Origin of the sequence: Streptomyces sp. CA-181903, assembly GCF_050937075.1 — a bacterium.
Lineage (GTDB): Bacteria > Actinomycetota > Actinomycetes > Streptomycetales > Streptomycetaceae > Streptomyces.
Map to the genome: position 1 here is coordinate 516,481 of NZ_JBNJLY010000001.1, position 17,945 is coordinate 534,425.

Consider the following 17,945-nt stretch of genomic DNA (forward strand, 5'->3'; position numbering starts at 1 on the left):
ACGTCCCTCACCCTGCACGACCAGCACCCATAGCGTCCAAGAGCTGCTGCCCATGCGTCCTATTGATGTCATCTATGGTTGGCCTCATGGCCCTGGAACTGCGCCACCTGCGCTATCTGCTCGCGGTGGCCGAGCACCGCAACTTCACCCGTGCCGCCGAAGACCTGCACATCTCCCAGCCGACCCTCTCGCAGCAGGTCAAGCAGCTGGAGCGGACGGTGGGTGCCCAGCTGCTGGACCGCACGGGCCGCGCCGTCCGGCTGACCGACGCCGGGGAGGTCTACGTCCGGCACGCCCGGCGCGCGCTGCGCGATCTCGCCGCCGCCGAACGGGCCGTACGGGACGTCCGGGACCTGTCCGAGGGCCGGCTGCGCCTGGCGGCGACCCCGACGTTCACCGCGTACCTCATCGGCCCGCTCACCGCCGAACTCCGCACCCGTCACCCGGGAATCACCCTCACCTTCCGGGAGATGGCCCAGGACGAGCTGGAGGCCGCCCTGCTCGCCGACGAACTCGACCTGGGCATCGCCTTCGACGGGCCGCACCAGCCGGGCGTCGCGGCGGCCCCGCTCTTCACCGAGACGCTGAGCCTCGTCACCGGCCCGCGCGCCGACGGGCCGGCCGCCGCCGCTCCCCTCTCCCCGCACGACCTCGCCCGCGTCGAACTGGCGCTCCTCAGCCGCGACTTCACGACGCGCGGGCATGTCGACGCCTACTTCGCCCGGCACCGGGTGAGCCCGCGCATCGTGGTCGAGGCCAACTCCCTCCAGGCGCTCACCGAGATCGTCCGGCGCACCGGGCTGGCCACCGTGCTCCCGGACGCCATCGCGGAGGACGATCCCCGTCTGACCCCGGTCGCCGTCCGGCCGCCGCTCCCCTCCCGCACGGTCGCCCTGCTGCGCCGGGAGGCCGCGTACCACAGCGCCGCCGCGCACGCGTTCACCTGCCTCGCGCACGACCACGTCCGCGCCGCCGGCCACGCGCCCGCGCAAGGCCACGCGCCCGCCCCCGCGCAGGGTGGTGACGAGTGAGCGGCGGCTGAGTTCCGGCGTGCGGCCCGACCGGCCATCCTGCCCGAGCGGAGCCGCGGGCAAACGGGGGCCGGGCGGGACATCAGCCGTGGGTGTCATATCGCGCGCCGCCCGGTTGGCGTGGCACGTCTTCGCGGGCAGAGGTGGTTGAGCGGCCTCAAGGCGAAGCGTCCCGGACCAGGGAAGCGGGAGCGGCAGGACAGGGAGGTGGCGCGGTGGACCGCGCTCCGGTCGACGTCGAACCGTGCAGCCCCGGCTGCGCCCGCGTCCTCGCCCGGCGCGAGCACATCGCGCTGCTGGTCAGCCCCGGCAACCCCTACTTCTCCGTATCCCGGCTGACCACGCTGCTGCGGTGGGCGGCATCCGAGATGAAGGGTGTCGACGTGGTGGTCTCCGACCTCCGGATGACCGCGGCCACCTATCTCGGTCAGGGGCGCTCGCACGCCGAGGCCCACAAGAAGGCCCGGGCGGACGTCCGGCAGATGGCCTCACGCATCCGCCGGGCCCGGGCGGCCGCGGGGAGCCCGGCCATCGGTGTCAGCGAGTTCGAGGACTGGGCCGGCCACCCCGAGTACCGCCGCGCCCACGCCTACGTCCGGCAGGCGACCCGGCACCCGGAATACCGCCCGCTGTACCGGGAGGGCACCCGGCAGGCCCTCAAGGCACGCATGCCCGAGGGCTGGGAACCCACCGAGGAGCAGATCGAGGCCGGGCTCGTGCACAGCGAGAAGGCTCTGCCGTTCACCATCAACGCCGCCGCGATCCTCGGCGTGCCCGAGGCGGTCGTCGCCTACAGCCGGCCGGCGCCCCAGGCCACGTACTTCTTCACCGAGGGCTCCGCCTTCCGCGCCTTCCCCAACCTGGGGTACATCGGCCTGCGGGTACGGGAGTAGGCCCACGCGGCACAGGGGCCGCCCCCATGGCCACACCGGCCCCTGACGTGATCAGCTCACCCCATGGAAGCCATCTGGACGAGTGCCGTCGCGGTCGTGGGAACGCTGCTCGGCTCCGTGATCACCCATGTCCTCCAGCGCCGCGTGTCGGAGCGCGGCGAGTCGTTCGCCCGGTCGGAGGCGCTCCGGCGCGAGCGCCTGACGACGTACAGCGCGTTCGCCGAGGCGATGGAGGACTACCGCCACGGCCAGGCGGACCGCTGGTACAGCGGCCGGGACGCCCCGGGCACCGAGGAGTACGTCGCGGCGCGGAACGAGGCCCACCGCCGTCGTACGGTGGCCCGGCAGGCGCTCTACCGGGTCCGGCTCCTCACCGACGACCCCGAGGTGAACGCCGCCGCCGGGCGGGCCTACGCGAGCACGTGGGAGATCTCCACCGCCCGTGACCAGAGCGGGCGGGACGCCCTCGACGCCCGGGCGAGGCAGGCCATAGAGGAGTTCGTCGGCACGGCCGCGCCGCTGGTCCGTTGAGGCCGGCCTCGTCGAGAGGGACGTCAGCGGAGATGTCCCCCGGCCGGCGCGTCAGACGTGCATGCGGGCGTCCATGGTCTTCATCAGTTCGATGACGGACGCCTCCCAGAACAGGTCGCCGGCCAGGGCCTGCAGGGCGGATCCGCGGACGATGGGCACCCGCTCGCCGTCGAGCCCCTGTTCGCGGAGGAGCGCGCGGACCGCTTCCTCCGCTTCGCCGGCCGCCTCGGGGTCGGCGAGCGCGTCGCACTTGTTGAGGTAGACCGCGAGCCGGCGCACTCCGGCCCCGCGGGCGAGCCGCAGGTGCTCACGCGCCTGCGGGGGCACGGCGCCGAGCGCCGAGACCACGAGCACGACCCCGTCCAGCGGCGCGTGGCCGAGCAGGTCGCCGACGTGGCGGGCCTCCGTGTCGAAGTGGGTGTAGTGGCACCCGGGTGTGGCGTAGGCGCTGTGGGTGCTGTATGGGGCGAGCGCGGCGCGGGTGCTGCCCGCGGCCTCCACGATCCGCTCGACGGCGCCGGCGTCCTGCCGGTACGCCTTCGCCGCCGCCTTCCCCGCCGCGACGGCCAGCGTGGTCTTGCCGTGCCCACGATGCCCGATCGTCCCGATGGTCCTGTGCTTCCTCTGACGTGGTCGTCCGCGTTCCCCGGCCATGGTCCCGGCCTCCTTCCTCCCGGTCCTTCCGGGCCCGCCCTTCGGTGCCCGTACCGCGCAGGTGCCCCGGGCGCCCTCGCCGATGCGGGGCGTGCGGAGTGCGGGAGGTCGCGGACGGAGCGGAGGCGTCCGGTGACGGACGGTGGTACGCGCCGGGTCCGGGGCGCCGGCCCGCGGCGGGCCGAGGGGCGGCCAACCGGCCCTGGGGCAGCGGGGTTTGGCCGCCCGTCCGCTCGGGTTGCGATGTCGGTTCTCCGCCCGCCGCGGCACTGCCGTTCGGCGCTCATGCGCACGTTCGGTGTCCGCGCACCCCGCCTGCGAAGGCGTCACTTCCCGCACGTGGGCCGGCGTCGCCTTGACCAGCCGCGCACCCCGCGTGCGAAGGCGTCAGCGCCGTACCGGCTGCCAGGAGTCCACCGCCAGCCGCCCCGTGCTGCCGAGGTCCACTCCGCCCTCCGGTTCGATCGTCTGGGCGCGGACGCCGGGGGCCGGGGTCACCTCCAGGCGCCGGCCGAGCAGCGGGGGACGGCGGGTGTCGTCGTACGTGTTGCGCCACAGGACTGCGGCCACCGCCGCCGCGCCGGGGCGCAGGGTCACCGGTCGGGCCGGAGTGTTCGGCGCTCCGGAGCGGGCGACGGCCGTGAGGTCGTCGTGCACGGTGACGTCCAACGGCTCCCCCTTCTCGCCCAGCACGCGCAGACCGGGGTGGCCTTCGACGGTGCGGGGCACGGTGCCGCAGTTGTCCAGCCGTATGCCCATGCTGCGCAGTCCCATGGCGCCTTCGACGGGTTCGGCCGTGACCCGCAGGCCCTCGCGCGGGCACGGAGGGGCGGAGGGCCCCGGTCCGGCGGGGGCGCTCGGCGTCCCGCCGTAGGGGACGGCGTTCGTCGGCAGGGGCTCGGCCGCCGGGCCCGGCCGGCCTCCGGCCTGGTCCCGCACGGTGGGCGCGGGGGCGGGCCGCGCGCACGCGACCGGGACGGCCGAACAGGCGATCAGCAGCGCGGCCAGGAAGTGGTTGCGCGACGTCCGGTTCATCGGCCGATCCTCTCACGGCGCGCCGGGTCACGGCCCGTCGGCGGCCCACCGGCCCGTGTACCCCTCCGCGAGGTGGGTCGACGCGGCTGTGGAGCCCACCAGGGCGGCGAGCTCGCCGAGTTGGCGGCGTTCGTCGAAGGCGGTGGCGCCGGGGAGGCGGTGCAGCAGGTGCGTCATCCAGTACGAGAAGTGCTGGGCCCGCCAGGTGCGGCGCAGGGCTCGGGGCCCGTAGGCGTCGAGGTGCCCGAAGTCACGGGTCGTGACGGCGCGTTGCACCGTCTCGGCGAGGAGGCGGGCGTCGGTGAGGGCGAGGTTGAGGCCCTTGGCGCCGGTGGGCGGTACGGTGTGCGCCGCGTCGCCGGCGAGCAGCAGGTTGCCGTACCGCGGGGGTTCGCAGACGAAGCTGCGGAACCGCAGGACCGAGCGGTCGAGCACGGGGCCCTCGGCGAGGGCGAATCCGTCGGCGCCCCGCACCCGTGCCTGGAGTTCCGTCCAGATCCTGTCGTCGGGCCAGTCGGCGGGGTCCTCGTCCGGGTCGCACTGGAAGTAGAGACGCTGGACGGACTCCGTGCGCCGGCTGACGAGCGCGAAGCCGCGCGCGGAGTGGGTGTGGACGAGTTCGTCGACGCTGGGCGGCGCCTGGACGAGGACGCCGAACGCGGGCCTGTGGCTGGGCGATCCGGACGTGGACGCGGTGACCCGGCTCGCCGTCCGGCCCACAGTGACCGGCTGCCGGGGGCCGGCCGCGGTCCTGGCGACGGACACCTGGTGCCCCGTCAACTCGCAGGACACGGCGGTGCACCGGGACGCGCTGCCCGCCTACTACTTCCTGCGGATGGGACAGCCCGTCGGCGGGGCGCCCCTGGAACGCTTCGGGGACATCTTCAGCGGGTACTTCGTCGCCGCGTGCGCCAAGCACCTGGGGCACGCCGTCCGCTTCGGCGGCCCACTGGTCCACCACGAGCGCAACGCCCACGACCTCTTCGCCGACCTCGCCGCCGAGCTGCCCGCGATCCGCTTCATGGACGAACTCCTGGAGTGGCTACGGGAGTTCCATCTCGAAGGGAGCGACTACCGGGAGGCCTACGCCTCGCTGGCGCACGGCCTGCGGGAGTTCGCCGAGCAGGCGCGGGGCCCGGCCTGGACGCAGGACGCGCGGGCGTTCCTGCACCGGAGCGCCCACCTGATGCTCACCTGGCTGACCGCGGTCCGCCGCGTCGACGGCGGATGAGGCGGTCCGTCGAGGGGACGCGCGGCGGGAAGGCGCCGGGCCTCGCGGAGAGCTCCGGCGCCGGTCCGCGGAACGGAGGTTCAGCCCTTGGCGAAAATCGCGTCGACGGTCTCGCCGAGTGTCATCTCCGAGCTGTCGAACCACGTCCCCTGGCCGTCGAGTTCGGAGCGCATCGCCTCGTCGAGGAACGACCAGTCGTCGGCCAGCACCTTGTCCCGCTCGGCGACCCGCCGGGCGACGACGTCCGCCGTGGGCGCGAGGACGATGAGGTGCAGCGGCAGGCCCTTCAGCTGCTCCAGGTAGTAGTCGAGGTGCGCGCGCCGGACGACCACGTCGTCGACGACGGGGACGACCCCGGCGGCGTGGAAACTGCGGGCGAGCACCGAGGCGTTGCGGGCGCGCAGCAGCAGCTGGCGATCGGCCTCCAAGTCCTCCTCCGGGGAGGGCAGGTGCCCGCCGGAGACGATGAGTTCCTGGATGTGGTCGCCCTCGATGTGCGCGCCGAGGGGGAAGCGGCGGGCGAGGGCGGCGGACACCGAGCTTTTCCCGGACCCGGGAATGCCGATGACGAGATAGGCGTCGGACGCGGGTTCGGTATCGACGACCAGACCCTGGAAGGAGTTCTCCGGCATTCTTCCTCTACTCCTTTGTCGAAGGTGTCGCTTTTCGCGTCGAAGAATCGAGCAGTGGTTCGCGCGGCGCCGACCGGCCGGTCCGGCGATCGTAGCAAGCACCGGCACGCCACCCGATCCGATGCGGCGGAATACGAGGGGCTTATGACATTCGACAGTGTGCTGCCGCCTCCGCCACCGTGGCTGCTGGTGTTTTCCGCCGCCACGCGCACGGAGTTGACGCGAGAGGCGAAAAGGGCGGCGGAATTGTTGGCCAACGGTTTTCGGCCCGATGAAGTACCGGCCTTTCCCGGCCGCCCCGGACCGGAACGCCTGGCGGTCTCCGCGGCGGATGTGCCGGGGCTGGTCGACGGGCTGTCCTGCTTCGCCGACAACCTGCCGAGCCCGCGTTGGACGGCGGGCCGGGCCGACGGCGCGGCGGGCCGCGCCGTCTGGTGCTTCGGCGGCCACGGCAGCCAGTGGGCGGGCATGGGCCGCGCCCTGCCGGGCTGGTCACCCGTGGCGGCAGGGGTGTTGGCCGAGCTCGACGGGCTGCTGCCCGGCGGCGTCACCGGGCCGCTCGCGCGTCCGCCCGGCGCGGAGGCCGACGGACCCGGCACGGTGCAGCCGCTCATCTTCGCGCTTCAAGTGGCGACCGCGCGCTGGCTGCTGTCGCTGGGACTGCGGCCGGACGCCGTGGTGGGGCACAGCCTCGGCGAGGTCGCCGCCGCGCATGTCGCGGGCGTCCTCACCCTCCCGGAGGCGGCCCGGGTCGTCGCCACCCGTTCCCGGCTGCTCGCCCGGGCCCGTCAGACCGGAGTCGGCGGGGCGATGGCCACGATCGGCCTGGACCGGCACACCGTCGCACGGCACTGCGCGCGGACGCCGGGGACGGTGGTCGTCGCCGCCCACAGCGCGCCCCGCGAGACGGTGGTCACCGGGGCGGCCGACGCGGTGGGGGCGCTGGTCGCCGCCCTGGGGGCGGAGGGGGTGCGGTGCAGGGCGATCCGGATCGACGCGGCGTCGCACAGCCCGTACGTCGACGGGGTCCTGGCCGAACTCCGCGCGGAACTGGCCGGTCTGGCCCCGGCCGCGCCGCGCGTGCCCTGGGTCTCGACCGTCGACGCGGTCGGGGAACCGGCCGCCGGCGCCGGCCCGGAGCCGACCACCGATACCGGCCCATGGTCGGCCACCGATACCGGCCCATGGTCGGCCACCGACACCTGCCCGTGGTCGGCCGCCGAGGCCGGACCGCAGGCGGCCGCCGGTGCCGGACCGCGATCGGTGGCCGGCACCGCGCCGGGCACGGCCACCGGCTCCGGACCGGGACCGTCCGGTGCCGCCCCGGAGCCGTCAGGCGGCGGACCGGGACCCTCCGGCCCCGGCACCCCGGACTACTGGGCCCGCAACCTCCGCCGGCCCGTGCGGTTCACACAGGCGGTGTCCGCCCTTGCCGGCCAGCCGCACGACGTGCGCACGGCCCTGGCCGCGGGCCGCGCCGGTGACGAGGACGACCTTGTCCCGCATGGATCCGTTCACCGTTTCGTGTCCTCTCCCGGCGTGTCCCGGAAAAATGTTCCCGGCGCGCCGGACGGGCTCGCGGACCGCCGTGGACGGCGCCCGGAGCGAAGGCAATGGTGTGGAGGCGTCCCGGAAGGGCGAAGTGGCCGTCTTGCGGGCCTTGTAGCGGTTCGCCCCCTCCACGGTAGCGAAGCGGCGAGCGGTGTTCACCCGGTTCCGCCGACCCCGGGCGGCCTCTCCGCCTCCCCGCGGGCACCGGCCGCCGGGCCGCGAACTCCCTTCCGCGACACCGTGGTTCCTGAGAGCATGAACGGAAGGGAGGAATACGGAGCACCACCCGAACGTCCGGCCGATCGCCCGCCCTGATGTGCGGAAACGGGCCGGGCGGCGGCCGTCTGTGCCATGCTCGGGACGTGACGAGCGAGTCTGTCCAGGACGAGAAGTCCGGCGTCGAACCCGACGTCGCCGCACTGGCGAAGGTGGTGGCCAAGCTACGGGCGGAGAACGAGCGGCTGGAGCACCTGGCGTCCACCACGGCCGTGCTGGAACGCGCGAAGGGTGTGCTGATGGCGCGCTCCGACTGCTCCGCGCCGGCGGCCTACGAGCGCCTGACGCGGCGTGCGCGCACCGCCGGCCGGACGCTGATAGAGGAGTGCTGGATCGTCCTGGGCGACATGCCGCAGGGCGGCGCCGTCCCCGCCGCCCGCAAGCCTTCCGGAACGCACGGGCCGCACGGGCCGGACGCACCCGACGGGTCCCCCGGCCCGGAGGGCGGCGGCTCGGTGTTCGACCCCACGCGCTACACCCGCCACTCGCCGCCGCGGACCACCGGCGACCGGACGCACGCGGAGGTCCTGGGCGCCGTCGGCGAGGCCCTGGCCCGCGTCTCGGGCCTGCACGAGCTCGCCGGGACGCTGCTGGACCACCTGGCCGGGCCGCCGGTGTGCGCCGACGCCGTAATGATCTTCCTGAGCACCCCGGACGGCGTGCTGGAGCTCGGTGGTCACGCCGGCACCGGGGCCGCCCTCGCCGCCCAGTGGCGGTCCGTACCGCCCGTCAGCGGCATCGCCGCCCAGGACGTCGTCCGCCGCGGCGAGCCCGTCTGGCTGGAGGATCCCGAGCGGGACGCGCGGCGCTACCACCTGATCGGCGCGCAGGGCCGCCGGTGGCCGACGCGGGCCTGGCTCCCCGTCGTCACCGGCGGTACGGTCACCGCGGCCCTGGGCGTCCTCCGGACCGTCGAGGCCCCCTTCGACCCGGCCGTCCGGGAACTGCTCCGGGCGGTCGCCCGGCTGTGCGCGGGGAGTCTGCGCATGTGTGACGCACCGGCCGCCCGGACGGGCCCGGCCCTCGTCGAACCCGTACAGGCGGTCTTCGACGCGCTCATGGGCCCCGCGGCCCTGCTCACGCCCCTGCGGTCGGCGGCCGGGGAGGTCGAGGACTTCCGGATCGACGCCGCCGCGCCGCAGTCCACCGACGTCGCCGGGCGGCGGGGACGGCAACTCGTCGGCCTGCGCGTCCTGGAGTGCTACCCGACCATGGCCGGGTCCTCCGCCTGGCACGGCTACCTCCGCGCCCTGGAGACCGGGCAGCCGTACCAGAGCGAGCCGTTCGCCTACGAGGAGGTCGTCGGGGGCGTCCGCCGGCAGTCCGTCTACTCGCTGCGGGTGGCGCGCCTGGGCGGCTCCCTCGTCGTCTGCTGGACCGGCCACGACACCGAGACCCGGCAGCGGGAGCTGCTCGCCGACCTCCAGCGGCTCGGCAACCTCGGCTGGACCGACTGGAACCTGGTCACCGACGCGGTCACCTGGTCGCCGCAGGTGTACGAGATCCTGGGCCGCGACCGCTCGCTGGGGCCGATGCGCCTCGACGAGCTGCCGCGCCACCTGCTGCCCGAGGACCTGCCGGACTTCGCCCGGGCCGTCCAGACGCTCCTGGACGACGGGACGCCCATGGACCACCTGTTCCGGTTCGCGACCGCCTCCGGCGTCAAACACCTGCGGATCGTCGCCGAGACGCTGCCGGACGCCGACGGCACGCCCGTCGAGGTGCACGGCGTCATCATGGACCTCACCGCCCGGCGGTGCGCCGAACTCGCGCTGCTGGAATCCCAGCAGGCGGTGCTCGCCCAGCGCAACGTGCTGCAGACGGAACGCCTGGTGGCGGCGCGGCTCCAGCACGCGCTGCTGCCGCTGCCCACCCAGTCGCTGAACCTCGCGGACCTCCGCGTCGACGTCGCCTACCTGCCGTCGCACGGCGACCTCAGCGTGGGCGGTGACTGGTACAGCGCCGTCGAGATGCCCGACGGCTGCGTCCTGTTCGCCGTCGGGGACGTGGCCGGGCACGGCATCGACGCGGTGGCCACCATGGCGCAACTGCGCTTCACGGCCAAGGGGATGGTGTTCACCGGCTCCTCGCTGACCGGCGCCCTGCACCGGCTCAACACCCTGCTGCTGCACACCCCGGACGGGCACGCCACGGCCACCATGGTCCTCGGCCGCTACGACCCCACCGATCGCTGCCTGACCTGGGCCCAGGCCGGCCATCCGCCGCCCCTGCTCGTCCGACAGGGCAAGGCGGAGTACCTGACCCCGCCCGAGGGGGTCCTGCTCGGCGCGACCCTGCGGCCCTCCTACGGGGAGGCCAGCTGCCGGATCGAGCCCGGTGACCACCTGCTGCTGTACACCGACGGGCTGATCGAGCGCCCCGGTGAGCACCTCGACGCCGGCCTCGACCGGCTCACCGAGGCCGTACGGAGCGTGTCGCCGCGCGGCGGCAACGGCTCCCTCGACACGCTGCTCGCACGGCTGCTCCCGGACGAGCAGCGCGACGACGTGTGCCTGTTGTCCGTCCATCTTCCTCCGGAGCCCGCGCCCCAAGCCCGGCCGGCGCAGGGCGTGCGGGCCTAGCGCCTGCGGACGTCGGGCGTGCGGGCCCGCACCTGACGGGTCGGTACCCGTCGTTCCCTCACCGGTCCCCTCCTGTCCTCCCGGCACCCGTGGCGCACGGACGCCCGGCGTGCCCGGACGTTTCACCGTACCCGGGTGTTTGGCCGCACCCGGGCGTTCCGGTGTGTTTTCGGCCGGACCGACGGTGTTCCGGCCCAACTGAGTTCATGGACCACTCAGTTCCGGACAACTGAGGCCGATGGGGGTTGCGGGGACACCGGGGGCCGTGAAATCCATGGGTCCCGAAGCCGGACGCCGAGTCGACGGACGCATTTCCGACTCCGGCTTCGCGTGTCGTATTCCCCTGCCTCAGGAGGAGACATCACCATGCGTGAATTCAGGCGAGTCCGCCGAGTTCGTTTCGCCGCCTGCGCCCTGGTCGCCGCCGCCACGGGTATCACCCTCGCCGCGGGACCCGCGTCGGCCGACATTCCGATCGGCCAGAACATGACCGGCAAGATGACCTACTACAACGACAAGGGCTACGGCGCCTGCGGAACGCCGATCGACGCCTCGTCGCAGGACCTGGTCGCGATACCCGCCGCCTGGTGGACCTCCCCGAACCCCAACAACGACCCGCTGTGCAGAGGCGTTTCGGTGGAGGTCTCCTACAACGGCAAGACCATACGGGTCCCGGTCCGGGACAAGTGTCCGTCCTGCGACCGGACGCACATAGACCTCAGCCAGACGGCTTTCCGCAAGCTCGCGCCGCTGGACCGGGGTGTGGTCAACGGAATCACCTGGAAGTTCGTCCGCTGACGCCGTCTCACGTCCCCTGACGACCGCGAGTTACGGCGGGCTCCCCTTTCCCACGCGGGAATGGGGAGCCCGCCGCCGCGGATTCCGCGACGAAATCCCGGCCGCATTTCGAGGCCGCTTCCCGTAATTCACCCGCCGGTGGCCGGTCGCTCCCGCCACCACGCGACCGTGGCCTCGACCTGCTCGTCGACGGGCGTCGAACGGACCGCGAAGGCGGACCGGTAGGCGCTGGAGTCGACGACGAAGGGGCGGTCGAACTGGTAGCGGATCTCCTTCAGCTCGCGCAGCAGCGGGGAAAACAGCGACGCCACGGCCAGGACGGCCGGCGGCGTGGCGCGGACGGTGACCGGTGCCGTTCCGGCCGCGGCGGCGAGGCGGTCCGCCATCTCCCGGACGGACAGGGGCGGTTCCGTGGGGACGTGCCAGGCGCGGCCCCAGGCCCGTTCCTCGCCCGCGGCCTCCACCAGGGCCGCGGCCACGTCGGGAAGGTAGCTCCAGCTGTGCGGGGCGTCCGGGTCGCCGAGGGCGGTGACCGCCTTGCCCCGCAGCAGCGGGGGCATGAAACGCCCGGCCAGATGGCCGCCGTCGGTCACGCCGGGCCCGAAGAAGTCGGAGGCCCGTACCTCGACCGCCCTGATGCGCCCCTGCTCGTGCAGGCTCCGCACCCGTTCCCACACGGCGGCGCGCACCCGCCCCTTGGGGCCCGTCGCCGCGAGCGGCAGGTCCTCGGTGAGGGGCCCGTCCACCGGGCCGTAGCCGTAGAGGTTGCCCAGCATGACGAGGACGGCCCCGGTCGCCTCCGCCGCCTCGGCGAGGGCCGCGACCAGTGGCGGCCACTCCTTCGTCCAGCGGTGGTAGGGCGGCGCGGCGCAGCCGAAAATCGCGGTGGCGCCGCGCGCGGTCTCGGCCAGCCGTGCCGCGTCCGTCGCGTCCGCGGCGACGTGCTCGATGCCGGGCTCCGGGGCGCGGCCCGACCTGGTGACGACGCGTACCGTGTGGCCCTGTCCGGCGAGCAGCCGGGCGGTGGCCGCTCCGGCGGGCCCGTATCCGACGACGATGTAAAGACTCATCGGCGCACCCTAGCGCGAACGGCCGCTGTCCTCGCAGGTGGAGTGGGACGTGGGGGCCGAGGTGCGATCAATGGCGCGGCGTGGTGACGATGGGACGAGCGGTCTCCGTCGGTCGCCCCCGGGAGCGGGCCGCGTGCGCCCTCCGGGCCCGGCCGGGACGCGTTCCCGGACGGGCGGGTCGCGCGCTTCTGCCCCGGCTCCCGGGGCCCGCCGGCTTCGGGAGGCCATCCGGACAAGGAGAGGCACCATGTCGCACTCCTCGCAGCCGCACTCCCCTCATCACTACAGCGAGAGGTCCTTGACGGTCGCCACCGGGCTGACGGTCTTCGCCGCCGTCATGCTGTTGATCGACGGGTTCCTGAACGTGCTCAGGGGCGTATCGGCGATCGTCCACGACACCGTGTTCGTCAACGCACCCGACTACGTCTACAAGTTCAACGTGGCCGGATGGGGGTGGGTCCACCTCTTCCTCGGCATCGCGGCCATCATGGTGGGTGTCGGCCTGTTCCGGGTCTCCGCCTGGGCGCGGGTGCTGGGCATCGCGGTCGCCGCGCTGATCCTGATCGCCAACTTCCTGTCCCTGCCGTACTTCCCGCTGTGGTCGGTCGTCGTCATGGCGGTGTGCGCGTTCGTCATCTGGGCGCTGTGCGTCGTCCGCCACGACTGACCGCCGGCGCTCGGGCGCGCATCGGGCGGACGCCCATCGGACGGCCGGTCGGCGGGCGGACGGTCGACCGGGCTTGGCGCGCGGCCACGCTCGGCGGCGAGCCGGGCTTGGGCGGGTGGCCGGGCTCGGCGGCCGGCCCGCCTCGGCGGTTGGCCCGCTCCGGTCACACCCCCGACGCGGCCAGCTCGGCGAGCACCCGCTCCACGGCCTCCGCGGAGGACTGCCGTGCCGCGCGGGAGGCGGAGCGCCGCAGGCGGGTGAGGCCGACGGCGGCCCCGGCGTAGCCGGCCGCGAGGGTCCAGGCCGCCCGGGACGGCGGCATGATCCGCTCGGTGGCCCGCAGCAGGGCCTGGTGTGCGGAGACGAGGGAGAGCGCGCCCAGGGCGCCGCTCAGCGCCATCGCGGTCCCGGCGAGGCGCGCCCGGCCGACCGCCGTGGTCAGCGGGCCGCCGGGGCCGCCGGCCTCGGTGCGCACCAGTCCGGTCATGTCCCGCCAGAGCCGTCCCGCCGCCTCGGGCCACGGCCCGTCCAGCGGCAATCCGTTCGCCCCCGCCTTCGCCGTCATGAGGTCCTCCGTTCCTCCCGTCCGCCGCGGCCGCCACTGCCGTATGCCGTCACCGCCGGCAAGACGCGGGTGCCACGATTCCGTGCGGCGAAACCGGGCGGGCGAGGGCCGGTGCGTCGTCCGGGGGCCGGAGGGGCCGGTTCCGGGTCGGCCGCGCGGACCGGCTCGTCCCGGGCGTCCCGGCACAGACGGCCGTCCTCCGGCCGGAGCCGAGAACGGCGACGGGCCTGCCGCCCGCCTCACCCCCGGACGGCCCCGACCGCTTCCGGCTCTCCGGAGGACGTCTCCGCCTCCGCGGATCCGGATGCCTGCCGTGGCACGCCGGCCGTCGCCTCCCCGGCCATGGGCGCACCGTGCTCTCCGCCCCCTTGCAGCCCCAGCCGCAGATGGATGATGTCCGCCAGGTCGGCGACGGTGCCGTTGCTGCGCAGCAGTTCCATGGGCGGGATCTCCACGCCGTAGCGGAGGTTGAGGGTGACGAGCAGTTGCGTGGCCATCAGGGAGTCGAGGCCGTAGCGGTCCAGGCGCTGGTACGGATCGAGGTCGGCGGTGTCCAACTCCAGTTCCGCGGCGAGGACTTCCGTCAGCTGCTCGACGAGGAAGGCCCGGGCCTCCTCGGCGGTCATGCCCGCCAGGCGCCGCAGCAGTTCCTCCCGGCCCCCGTCCTCGTCCCGGGTGCGCTCGGGCACCAGCTTCCCGAGTCGAGGCGTGTGCAGCAACGGCAGGAGCAGGGTCGCGTTCCAGTCCAGGCGGCCGGCGACGGCGACCGGCTCCGTCCCGCCGGGGGCCGCGAGGAGCCGGCCGGCCAGCCCCAGGAGCTCGGCCGGGGTCGCCGACGAGACGCCCAAATCGGCGAGGGAGGTCAGCAGACCACTGCGGGCGCTGTACCCCGTCTCGCTGATGCCGCCCCAGGCCAGGGCGAGCGCGGTCTCGCCCCGGGCGCGGCGGGCGCGGGCGAGGGCTTCCATCGCGAGGTTGGCGGCGACGTACGAGGACTGGCGGTACATGCCGACCGAGGCCGTGGCCGACGAGTAGAGCAGGAAAAGGTCCAGGTCGCGCCCCCTGGTGAGGCGGTCGAGGACCAGGGCTCCGCCCAGCTTCGGCGCGAGGACGGCGGCGATCCGCTCGTCGTCGAGATCCGCCAGCGGGTCGTCGTCGAGGTGCATGGCGCTGTGCACCACACCGCGCAGCGGGTGCCCGCTCGCGTCGATCTCGGCGATGACCGCGGCCATGGCGTCCGGGTCCGCGCAGTCGGCGGCGCGGAAGCGGGCCTCGACGCCGCGCGTGGCCAGGGCCGTGCGCAGGGCGGGCGCCTCGGGGTGGTCGGCGCCGCGCCGGCTGACGAGCACCAGGTGACGGGCGCCGAGCTCGGCCAGCCAGGACGCGGTCGCCCCGCCGAAGCCGCCGGTGCCGCCGGTCACCAGGTACGTGCCGTCCGCGTCGAGGGCGGGAGTGCGGGGCAGGGCGTGTGCGGTGAGCGGTTCGTCCAGCGGGTCGAAGGCGACGACCACCTTGCCGAAGTGGCGGGAGTGCTGGAGCAGGCGGAAGGCGTCGGCGACCCGGGCGGCGGGGAAGACGGCGTGCGGGAGCGCCCCGAAGCCGGCCCCGGACATGAGCCGGGTGACGTCGTCGAGTAGTGGTCCCGCCAGCCGTGGGTCGGGCAGGACGGTGGTCAGGTCGAGGGCGTGGAAGGAGATGTTCTTCGCGAACGGGCGCAGCGGCAGGGTCCCGTCCTCGCAGATGTCCCGTTTGCCCAGTTCGATGAAGCGTCCTCCGGGGCGCAGCACGTCCAGGCCCCGGGCGATGGCCTCGCCCGCCAGGGAGTTGAGGACGATGTCGACGCCTTCGCCGCCGGTAACCTCCATGACCTGGTGGGAGAAGTCGAGCGAGCGCGAGTCGAAGACGTGCTCGACGCCGAGGCCGCGCAGGCAGTCGCGTTTGATGTCGCTCCCGGCGGTGGCGATCGCCCTGGCCCCGTGTGCCCGGAGGTACCGCAGCGCCGCGATCCCGACGCCACCCGCCGCGCCGTGCACCAGGACCGTCTCGCCCGGCTTGAGGCGGGCCAGGTGGTGCAGGGCGTAGTGCACGGTGCAGAACGCCACCGGGAGGGTGGCGGCCTCGGTGTACGACATCGTGTCGGGCAGCGGGAGGAGTTGCCGGGCGTCGCAGACGATCTCGGTGGCCAGTGCCCCCATGGTCAGGCCCGCGACCCGGTCACCGGGCTTGATGTGTGTGACGCCCGGCCCGCACGCCGTGACGACGCCCGCGCTCTCCAGGCCGAGGACTTCCTCGCGCGGTACGCCGTGCAGGTTGTCGGGTGGCAGGAGGCCGGTGGCCTGCATGACGTCGCGGAAGTTCAGGCCGGCGGCCTTGACGGCCAGCACGACCTGTCCGGGGCCGGGCCGGTGTGCGGGGGCCTCCTGCCAGGCGAGCCGGTAGGCGAGGCCGGGGTCGACGACGCGCAGTTCGACCGGGCCGGGCGTACGGGAGGTCACCGTCGGTGTGTGCTGTTCTTCGCGGGGCACGAAGCGGCCCTCGGCGGTCAGCAGGATCTCGTCCTCCTCGGTGGGGGTGAGGAGTTCGCGGACGAGACGCTCGGCGTCGTGGCCGGCGTCGCCCGAGCGGTGCAGGCAGACGCGGCGGTGCGTGGGGTCGGGCTGCTCGGTGACGAGGACGCGGGCCGCTCCCCAGGCCGCGACGTCGGCGAGGTGGGCCCCGGCCGGGTGCCCGGCGTCGAATGGTGCGGCGCGGGTGACGAGCCACAGTTCCGTGCCCGGGCCGGGATGCGCGGCGGCGATCGCGCGCAGCCGGCCGATGGCCCGCGTGGCGTCCGCGGTCACCGTCGCGGGGTCGTCGGACGGTGACTGGTCGCAGATCACGACGACGGCCACGCGGTCGCCGCCGGCGGTCCCGAGCAGGGCCTGCCATGGGGTGTCGTCCGCCGGCGGGACCAGCCGGGCGCGCGCCCCGCGGCGCGCCAGCAGCCGGCAGGCGGCCCGGGCCATCGCGTCGTCGGCGGAGGCGAGGGGAACGAGGAGGTGGACGGTCCCGGCGTGCGCGTCCGTGGTCGGCGGTTCGGTGCTCTCGGCGGTGTCCGGCGGAGCGGCCGTCGCGGCGGGGCCGGGTGCGGCGGTTCCCTCCGCTCGTGTCAGGAAGACGGAGAAGTCGCTGCGCAGCGGCTCGGTTTCCGCGCCGGTCATCACGGTCGAGGAGAAGCCGCACTCGTGGAGGATGCCGGGCCACTGGTCGCGGGTGAGCAGCGGGCCGTCCGGGCGTACGTCGAGGTCGGTGCGCGCGTGGAAGCTGTCCATGGTCGCGAAGATCGTGAGCAGTTCGAGGTCGTGCGCCTCCGAGCCGAGGAGGTACCCGCCCGGAGCCGGCAGGGTGGACAGGCGGCGCAGAGAGCCCTTGAGGTCCTTGGCCACGTGCAGGGCGTTGGCCGCCACGACGAGATCGAAGCCGCCGGCGTGGAATCCCTGCTCCGCCATGCCCGCGTCGAAGTCGAGGGTGCGGTACTCGACGAAGTCGTAGTCGGCGAACCGGCTGCGGGCGCGCGGCAGGAAGAAGGAGGAGACGTCGGTGAAGCAGTAGCGGGTCCGGTCGGCGGGGAGGAGGGGCAGGAGGGACGCGGTCAATGCTCCGGTGCCCGCGCCGACTTCGAGGACGCGCAGCGGCCGGCCGGTGGGCCAGGAGCGCACCAGTTCCTCGGTCAGGGCCTGGACGACGCGGTTGTGGAAGCGGCAGGTCACTCCCGTGTCGTAGTACTGCTCCAGGAACCGGGAGGCCACGTCGTCGAGGAACAGGTCGAGTGTGCGTACCTCCCCGCGCAGGATGCGGTCGAGGCGGCAGCAGACGTGCTGGGAGAGGGCCGTCTCGACCGCGAACGGCTGGGTCTCCGGTGCCCACGCCGCCGGCTCCGCGGGGGCGGGCTTTCCGGTCAGCCGCCACGTCCCCGGCTCGACGGCCTCCAGCAGTCCGTGGCGCCGCAGTCGCTCCGCGGTGGAGGGGAAGCGTTCGGCGTGGCCGGGCAGCATACCGACGTCGACCAGGTCGGCGACGGTGAAGGGACGCGTGGGGTCGGGCAGCAGTTTCGACACGGCGGCCGCCAGATGACGTGCCAGATGTTCCCGGTACAGCTGCATGTTGCGGGCGTACGGCAACTCGTCGAAGGCGGCGCGCAGTTCGGCGATGCGGCCGGCGGCCCTCTCCACAAGACGGTGAGGCGCCGGTAGCGGCGCGGGCGCCGGCGGCTCGTCGGGGTGCGGGGCGGCGCGCAGGACCGTGCGGTACGTGGCGAGGGGGACGGGCGCCGTGACCGGGAAGCGCCGCAGCCAGCATCCCTCGATCTCGACGGTGACCCCGCCGTGCTCGTCGGTGAGGGTGATGTCCCAGCACCTCTCGCTGTACCCGGGCGTCCGCTCCCGCAGGT

General features: G+C 74.3%; 15 protein-coding genes. 8 read left to right on the forward strand and 7 right to left on the reverse strand.

The window, feature by feature from the left end:
• Window positions 1–86 precede the first annotated feature (86 nt).
• The 3 genes from cynR to ACQEVS_RS02305 all read left to right on the forward strand — a co-directional run bounded on the left by cynR (window position 87) and on the right by ACQEVS_RS02305 (window position 2,455).
• Window positions 87–1,031: a transcriptional regulator CynR gene (gene cynR, locus ACQEVS_RS02295; protein WP_433014393.1), complete on the forward strand. Its 945-nt coding sequence runs from the start codon at window positions 87–89 to the stop codon at window positions 1,029–1,031.
• 215 nt (window positions 1,032–1,246) lie between these two features.
• A complete protein-coding gene (locus ACQEVS_RS02300; protein ID WP_433014396.1) occupies window positions 1,247–1,924 on the forward strand; it encodes a tRNA-dependent cyclodipeptide synthase in 678 nt (225 codons plus the stop codon).
• Between the two features lie 63 nt (window positions 1,925–1,987).
• On the forward strand, window positions 1,988–2,455 hold the full coding sequence (locus tag ACQEVS_RS02305) for a hypothetical protein (protein WP_433014399.1): 468 nt from the start codon (window positions 1,988–1,990) through the stop codon (window positions 2,453–2,455).
• 51 nt (window positions 2,456–2,506) lie between these two features.
• Here ACQEVS_RS02305 and ACQEVS_RS02310 read toward each other — a convergent pair whose 3' ends face one another.
• From ACQEVS_RS02310 to ACQEVS_RS02320, 3 genes are all read right to left on the reverse strand, one after another.
• On the reverse strand, window positions 2,507–3,109 hold the full coding sequence (locus tag ACQEVS_RS02310; RefSeq protein ID WP_433014402.1) for a GTP-binding protein: 603 nt from the start codon (window positions 3,107–3,109) through the stop codon (window positions 2,507–2,509).
• Between the two features lie 387 nt (window positions 3,110–3,496).
• On the reverse strand, window positions 3,497–4,144 hold the full coding sequence (locus ACQEVS_RS02315; protein ID WP_433014405.1) for a DUF4232 domain-containing protein: 648 nt from the start codon (window positions 4,142–4,144) through the stop codon (window positions 3,497–3,499).
• A gap of 27 nt (window positions 4,145–4,171) precedes the next feature.
• Window positions 4,172–4,864, reverse strand: a complete 693-nt coding sequence (locus ACQEVS_RS02320) for an FAD-dependent monooxygenase (RefSeq protein ID WP_433014408.1) — start codon at window positions 4,862–4,864, stop codon at window positions 4,172–4,174.
• On the opposite strand from ACQEVS_RS02320, the gene ACQEVS_RS02325 reads away from it, so the two are divergent.
• On the forward strand, window positions 4,830–5,375 hold the full coding sequence (locus ACQEVS_RS02325) for a hypothetical protein (protein WP_433014411.1): 546 nt from the start codon (window positions 4,830–4,832) through the stop codon (window positions 5,373–5,375). The two genes, ACQEVS_RS02320 and ACQEVS_RS02325, sit on opposite strands and share 35 nt — an antisense overlap.
• Window positions 5,376–5,455: 80 nt before the next feature.
• On the opposite strand, the gene ACQEVS_RS02330 is transcribed toward ACQEVS_RS02325, so the two are convergent.
• Window positions 5,456–6,007 carry an AAA family ATPase gene (locus ACQEVS_RS02330; protein WP_433014414.1) on the reverse strand — a complete coding sequence of 184 codons (552 nt, stop codon included), beginning with the start codon at window positions 6,005–6,007 and terminating at the stop codon, window positions 5,456–5,458.
• 144 nt (window positions 6,008–6,151) lie between these two features.
• Between ACQEVS_RS02330 and ACQEVS_RS02335 the strand changes: the two genes are divergently transcribed.
• From ACQEVS_RS02335 to ACQEVS_RS02345, 3 genes are all read left to right on the forward strand, one after another.
• Window positions 6,152–7,873, forward strand: a complete 1,722-nt coding sequence (locus tag ACQEVS_RS02335; RefSeq protein ID WP_433014417.1) for an acyltransferase domain-containing protein — start codon at window positions 6,152–6,154, stop codon at window positions 7,871–7,873.
• A gap of 47 nt (window positions 7,874–7,920) precedes the next feature.
• Window positions 7,921–10,416, forward strand: coding sequence for a SpoIIE family protein phosphatase (locus tag ACQEVS_RS02340; protein ID WP_433014420.1), 2,496 nt, complete (start codon window positions 7,921–7,923; stop codon window positions 10,414–10,416).
• Window positions 10,417–10,782: 366 nt separating this feature from the next.
• Entirely contained in the window at window positions 10,783–11,214 is a 432-nt protein-coding gene (locus ACQEVS_RS02345) for a cysteine/serine endopeptidase inhibitor (RefSeq protein ID WP_433014423.1), read from the forward strand.
• 128 nt (window positions 11,215–11,342) lie between these two features.
• Here the strand turns inward: ACQEVS_RS02345 and ACQEVS_RS02350 are convergent, their stop codons facing one another.
• Complete coding sequence (locus ACQEVS_RS02350) at window positions 11,343–12,284, reverse strand: NAD-dependent epimerase/dehydratase family protein (protein ID WP_433014426.1); 942 nt, start codon at window positions 12,282–12,284, stop codon at window positions 11,343–11,345.
• Window positions 12,285–12,531: 247 nt separating this feature from the next.
• On the opposite strand from ACQEVS_RS02350, the gene ACQEVS_RS02355 reads away from it, so the two are divergent.
• Window positions 12,532–12,951: a DUF7144 family membrane protein gene (locus ACQEVS_RS02355; protein WP_433014429.1), complete on the forward strand. Its 420-nt coding sequence runs from the start codon at window positions 12,532–12,534 to the stop codon at window positions 12,949–12,951.
• A 163-nt stretch (window positions 12,952–13,114) separates the two neighbouring features.
• On the opposite strand, the gene ACQEVS_RS02360 is transcribed toward ACQEVS_RS02355, so the two are convergent.
• Together ACQEVS_RS02360 and ACQEVS_RS02365 are read right to left on the reverse strand one after the other, a co-directional pair.
• Window positions 13,115–13,516: a hypothetical protein gene (locus ACQEVS_RS02360; RefSeq protein WP_433014432.1), complete on the reverse strand. Its 402-nt coding sequence runs from the start codon at window positions 13,514–13,516 to the stop codon at window positions 13,115–13,117.
• A gap of 239 nt (window positions 13,517–13,755) precedes the next feature.
• Window positions 13,756–17,727, reverse strand: coding sequence for an SDR family NAD(P)-dependent oxidoreductase (locus ACQEVS_RS02365; protein ID WP_433014435.1), 3,972 nt, complete (start codon window positions 17,725–17,727; stop codon window positions 13,756–13,758).
• Window positions 17,728–17,945 lie beyond the last annotated feature (218 nt).

Bases quoted from the DNA above. Each gene is read 5' to 3' on its own strand.
- cynR (WP_433014393.1), top strand. From the start codon at position 87: ATGGCCCTGGAACTGCGCCACCTGCGCTATCTGCTCGCGGTGGCCGAG.
- ACQEVS_RS02305 (WP_433014399.1), top strand. From the start codon at position 1,988: ATGGAAGCCATCTGGACGAGTGCCGTCGCGGTCGTGGGAACGCTGCTC.
- ACQEVS_RS02310 (WP_433014402.1), bottom strand. From the start codon at position 3,109: ATGGCCGGGGAACGCGGACGACCACGTCAGAGGAAGCACAGGACCATC.
- ACQEVS_RS02315 (WP_433014405.1), bottom strand. From the start codon at position 4,144: ATGAACCGGACGTCGCGCAACCACTTCCTGGCCGCGCTGCTGATCGCC.
- ACQEVS_RS02330 (WP_433014414.1), bottom strand. From the start codon at position 6,007: ATGCCGGAGAACTCCTTCCAGGGTCTGGTCGTCGATACCGAACCCGCG.
- ACQEVS_RS02335 (WP_433014417.1), top strand. From the start codon at position 6,152: ATGACATTCGACAGTGTGCTGCCGCCTCCGCCACCGTGGCTGCTGGTG.
- ACQEVS_RS02345 (WP_433014423.1), top strand. From the start codon at position 10,783: ATGCGTGAATTCAGGCGAGTCCGCCGAGTTCGTTTCGCCGCCTGCGCC.
- ACQEVS_RS02350 (WP_433014426.1), bottom strand. From the start codon at position 12,284: ATGAGTCTTTACATCGTCGTCGGATACGGGCCCGCCGGAGCGGCCACC.
- ACQEVS_RS02355 (WP_433014429.1), top strand. From the start codon at position 12,532: ATGTCGCACTCCTCGCAGCCGCACTCCCCTCATCACTACAGCGAGAGG.
- ACQEVS_RS02360 (WP_433014432.1), bottom strand. From the start codon at position 13,516: ATGACGGCGAAGGCGGGGGCGAACGGATTGCCGCTGGACGGGCCGTGG.